Source organism: Bradyrhizobium sp. (genome assembly GCF_049691595.1).
Classification (GTDB): domain Bacteria; phylum Pseudomonadota; class Alphaproteobacteria; order Rhizobiales; family Xanthobacteraceae; genus Bradyrhizobium.
Map to the genome: position 1 here is coordinate 1 of NZ_JBAVNZ010000040.1, position 4,635 is coordinate 4,635.

Genomic DNA, 4,635 nt, shown 5'->3' on the forward strand with positions numbered 1-4,635 from the left:
GATGCAGTTGTAGCTCAGTTGGTTAGAGCGCCTGTCTGTGGAACAGGAGGTCGGTGGTTCGAGCCCACCCAACTGTACCAGTTAAATCAAACAGTTACTCCTCGCACCAGAAATTAGGTCTCGTGTAAAGCTACCAGCTAGCAACCACGAGCGCCAAAGCCAATTCATTCGCTGCTTTTGGATTGGGTCCCACGACACAAGGGCCAAAACACCCGCAATGAGGCGAGCTCACCCCGCACTGTCCGATGCAGACTCCGCCACCTACGATGCCCCTTTCCCGACGCATCCTACAAGACTAGGGTCCGCCGCTTTCCGGAACTGGTGATGACCTCACCGGAAATGGAGGGCGTGTCAAAAGCCAAGCATGCACGGCAGTGGTGGCGCGAGAGCTGGGCTGGCGAGACCTTTATGGCGGTCGGCATGCAGGACCTGGTGCTTGGTCCACCCGTAATGGCGAAATTGCGCGAGGTGATCCGCTACGCGGGCTACGTCCGCGACTTGGATGGCAACAAGTTCTGTGCGTTTAGAAACGGTTAGAGCGGCGGCATGGCTGCGGTGACCGCTTCGCGCGATCACCGTTTCAGGTTCTCGATCAGCATCGCCATCCCCTGGCCGCCACCGAAGCACATCGAAATGACGCCATAGCGTCCGCCGCTATCAGCAAGGTGATGGATGGCGGTAATGGTCATGCGGACACCGGTTGCCCCGGGAGGGTGCCGATTGAAATGCCGCCGCCATAGAGATTGGTGCGGTCGCGAGGAATGCCGAGCTGCTTTTCCGCGTGCAGGTTGACGACGGCGAAGGCCTTGTTGATCTCGAAATAGTTAAATTCGGACACTTTGAGGCCGTTGCGCTTGAGGAGCTTGGCGATCGCAGGCACGGGACCTGCACCCATGATCCGCGGCGGCACGCCGACCGCCGTCCAGTCCTTCAAGCGCGCTTCGCCCTCGACCCCCTTTTCGGCAAGCCGGGTGCGATCCGCAACGATCATGAAGGCCGCGCCGTCCGTGACACCCGACGACGACCCGGCGGTGACCCGTCCTCCTTCCCGGAAAGCGGGTTTCAGCTTCTTCAGCCGCTCGATGGTCACATCCGGCCGCGGAAACTCATCGACTTCGAATCGCCTTGTGCCCTTGCCGTCGGGAACTTCGATCGGTGCGATCTGGCGCGCGAGGAAGCCGGAGACGAATACTTTCGGCGCCGTGGTGCATGCGATCGGCGTGGGCGCGACCCATGGCGAGGTTTGCGCGCGCACGTGCGCGGCGGTCGGCTTCGGCGAGCCGCTGGTGGTTCCGTGAGCGACGCGTCGCTGCCCGCGCATGCGGGGCTCGTCGATCGTCTGTTGAAAGGCGATCCACGTGCGCTGGCGCGCACGATCACTGCGGTCGAAAACGAAAGTCCCGGCTCTTCGGCTATCCTCGCGGCGATCCAGCCGCATCTCGGGCGCTCGAACATCATCGGCGTCACCGGTCCGCCCGGCGCCGGCAAGTCAACCCTCATCGACGCGATGATCCGGGAGCTGCGGCTTCGCGGCCGGACGGTCGGCGTGCTCGCGGTCGATCCGTCCAGCCCCATTTCTGGCGGCGCCATTCTCGGGGATCGCATCAGGATGAACGGGCACGCAGGTGATCCCGGCGTATTCGTACGGTCACTGGCCTCGCGCGGGCATCTCGGCGGCTTGTTCCGCGCGGCATGGGGCGTGGTGCAGGCGATGGACGCCTACGGGCCCGACCACATTATCGTCGAGACGGTCGGCGCCGGGCAGTCCGAAGTCGAAATCGTGGATGTCGCGCACATGCGGCTCGTTCTGTGCGCGGCGGGCGCAGGCGACGACATTCAGGCGCTCAAGGCCGGAATCCTGGAGATCGCCGACATACTCGTGGTCAACAAGAGCGACCATCCGATGGCGGAGCAGACCACACGCCAGCTCGAGGCCATGCTCGGCCTTCGCGACCCGCGCGCGCAAACGGCGAAGATTATGGCGACCGTGGCTACGACGGGGCAGGGGCTACCGGAACTGGTGGACGAGCTGGAGGCTGCGGCGCGAGGGACGCAAATATCCCGCCGGCTCGATCTAAAGGTGCGCCTGCGACGCATTCTGGCTGATGCGACGGCAGACATCGTGCGCGCCCGTATTCTTGCCGGAGAAACCGAAGCGATCGAGGCGATCTGCGATCGGATCGCGAGCGGGGAAATCGCGCCGGCAGAAGCCGCGCGAGGGGTGCTGCTGGCGTTGCGTGACGAACATGCCGGAGATTGCGCAGTGTAGCCGGTCAATCAGCAAAACAAAGGGAGGGAGCCATGGGAGCTTGGGAGGTCAGGGGGCCGACGCGCGGCGTGTGCAAGTCGTGGCGCGATATCTATCCGGAGCTTGCCGCGCAGGTCACGAAAATCGTTGCGCCGAAAGGCCGAGGCATCGCGTGGGAAGGCACGGAGATCTGGGCCTATCGCGACCGGCCGAAGAATATTTCCGACGTACTCGACGCTAATGTCGCACGGATTCCGGATCGCGAGGCCTATGTTTTCCATCCCGGCGGACAGTGCATGACATGGCGCGAAATCGGCGCGCAGGTAAATCGCGTGGCCGCGCGGCTGCGTCGCGACTACGGGTCGTCAAGCGCGACCGCTTTTGCCTTCTTACCCTGGGCTGCCCGGAATATGTCGTCGCCTATCTGGCGATCGTAAAGCTCGGCGGCATCGCGGTTCCCGTCAGTCTCGGGCTTACGGCCGATGGCTTCGTCGCACAGATCAACAAGGTCGGGGCCAAGGGACTAGCCGTCTCGCCGGACGTCTGGAGCAGCAAGCTCGAGGCGATGCGTACAAAGCTTCCGGCCGTCCAGGCCACAATCATGACCGGAGACAAGGTACCTGCGGGCGTCGTCTCGTTCGCCGAGCTAAATCGAGACGGCGCGGAAATCGCCCCGCAGGAGAAGGTCGACGAATGGGATATGTGCGCGATCTCATTTACGTCAGGTACGACTGGCGCGCCCAAAGGCACGATGGCGATGCACATCAACGCGCTAGGCTGCGCGCAAAATATCGTGCACGCAGCCAAGGGGTTGAACGAGGACGACGTCAACCTGTGCATGCCGCCACTCTATCATAACACGGCGGTCTATACGGACTTCATGCCCGCGCTGCTGACCGGTGGAAAATGTGTGATCATGGCTTCGTTCGCGCCGCCCGACGCGATTGAGCTTATCGAGAAGGAGCGCGTCACTTGGGCGGTCGCGGCGCCGATCATGTTGTGGATGATGACGAACCATCCCGACTTCCACAAACATGATTGCTCGACGCTTAAGAAAGTTATTTTCGGCGGCCATGCCGCTTCCGAAACATATATCAACCAGCTCAACAAAGAATTCTCGCCGATCGTGATGATCAACGGCGGCTCTGTTTCGGAGAGCACGGCCCTTGGCTTCGCGCTGCCGAACGAGGACGCCATCCGCAAGATCACGAGCTGTGGGCTGGCGACGCCCAATACCGACATCGCCATTTTCGACGACGACGAGGTCACGACGCCGAACGTTATCGGCGAGGTCGCCTATCGCGGCCAGCAGACCAACGCCGGATATTGGGAAGAGCCCGGCAAAACCGCCGAGGTCTTTCGGCGCGACGGCTTCGTCCTGTCCGGTGATTGGGCGAAGATCGACGAGGACGGCTATCTCTGGCTGCTCGACCGCAAGAAGGACATGGTCGTGCGCGGCGGCCAGAATGTCTATTGCATCGAGGTCGAGAACAAGCTGTACCTGCATCCGAAAGTCTTGCGCGTCGCTGTCGTCGGCGTGCCAGACCACCTGTTCTCCGAACGGCTGAAGGCAGTTGTAGTGCTAAAACCTGGCCAGACCGCAACCGAGCAGGAAATCCGCGCACATTGTGCGACGCATCTCGCCCCTTACGGGACCCCAGAATATATCGTGTTTGCACAGGCCATACCGACGAACGCCGCGGGCAAGACGCTCAAGCAGCCGCTCGTCGATTTCTGGAACGAAGCGGCAGGTGATGCGGTCGCGCGGTTCAGGAGCTTCTGCGCGAGCAGGTGCGCTCGAATCGAATTAATTACCGCAGTCTGCTGGCGGATACGCATCTGAGGCAATTAGCTCATCGCCGGGCGTGAGGGTTTCAAGCGGTTTCGGCAGCTGGTTGTCGTGTCAGAGATTTTTTCTTAGCCGGGTCTTTGTCAACAAACTGGACGCCGATCTGATCTCCAGCGACGCGCACCAAATTACAGCGGCGATACGCGAGACCTGTTGACGAAAGAAGCAAGAAAAACTCCTTGAGGTCTAACCCTTCGAGAGAGCCTTCGACGAATAAGCGCGCGCCTGTTTGCGACACGTCGATCATCGTGCAGCTCCGACGCCAGGTTCCATCAATCCCCATCATGTAAACATCAATGCCGCGTCTGAAATCGACACGCTGGCTCTTCCTGTCTCCATAGGACATCTAACCAATCCGATTTTTCAAAGATCTGTAGTCTCGTCGCTCTGACAACATGAAGGCATCAAGCGACGTTCGCGCGCCTCCGAAGAACTCCATGCTCATGAGATATTAATAAAATGAGACCATTTTCTCAAAAGGACGTGTCTATCGAATTGTTCATCCAGCGACATGGTTCGCTTTGCCTGAGAATTATGG

The 4,635-nt window shown here is 60.8% G+C and carries 4 protein-coding genes, 1 tRNA gene and 1 pseudogene; 4 read left to right on the forward strand and 2 right to left on the reverse strand.

Features of this window, described 5'->3' with window-relative positions; genetic code table 11:
* The first annotated feature begins 3 nt into the window (after positions 1–3).
* Positions 4–80: transfer RNA gene (locus tag WCE35_RS01720), tRNA-His, on the forward strand.
* A gap of 244 nt (positions 81–324) precedes the next feature.
* Positions 325–537 (forward strand): hypothetical protein, encoded by a 213-nt coding sequence (locus tag WCE35_RS01725; protein WP_424591616.1) that lies wholly within the window; start codon positions 325–327, stop codon positions 535–537.
* 35 nt (positions 538–572) lie between these two features.
* Here the strand turns inward: WCE35_RS01725 and WCE35_RS01730 are convergent.
* Positions 573–1,321 (reverse strand): annotated as a pseudogene (locus WCE35_RS01730) (thiolase family protein).
* On the opposite strand from WCE35_RS01730, the gene meaB reads away from it, so the two are divergent.
* Positions 1,295–2,269 carry a methylmalonyl Co-A mutase-associated GTPase MeaB gene (meaB, locus tag WCE35_RS01735; RefSeq protein ID WP_424591617.1) on the forward strand — a complete coding sequence of 325 codons (975 nt, stop codon included), beginning with the start codon at positions 1,295–1,297 and terminating at the stop codon, positions 2,267–2,269. The pseudogene WCE35_RS01730 and the gene meaB overlap by 27 nt on opposite strands.
* A gap of 280 nt (positions 2,270–2,549) precedes the next feature.
* Positions 2,550–4,091, forward strand: a complete 1,542-nt coding sequence (locus WCE35_RS01740) for a class I adenylate-forming enzyme family protein (protein ID WP_424591618.1) — start codon at positions 2,550–2,552, stop codon at positions 4,089–4,091.
* A gap of 31 nt (positions 4,092–4,122) precedes the next feature.
* Here the strand turns inward: WCE35_RS01740 and WCE35_RS01745 are convergent, their stop codons facing one another.
* Positions 4,123–4,443 (reverse strand): PilZ domain-containing protein, encoded by a 321-nt coding sequence (locus tag WCE35_RS01745; RefSeq protein WP_424591619.1) that lies wholly within the window; start codon positions 4,441–4,443, stop codon positions 4,123–4,125.
* Between the last annotated feature and the right edge of the window lie 192 nt (positions 4,444–4,635).

Coding starts and splice junctions, on each gene's coding strand:
- WCE35_RS01725 (WP_424591616.1), top strand. CDS start 325: ATGACCTCACCGGAAATGGAGGGCGTGTCAAAAGCCAAGCATGCACGG.
- WCE35_RS01740 (WP_424591618.1), top strand. CDS start 2,550: ATGGCGCGAAATCGGCGCGCAGGTAAATCGCGTGGCCGCGCGGCTGCG.
- WCE35_RS01745 (WP_424591619.1), bottom strand. CDS start 4,443: ATGTCCTATGGAGACAGGAAGAGCCAGCGTGTCGATTTCAGACGCGGC.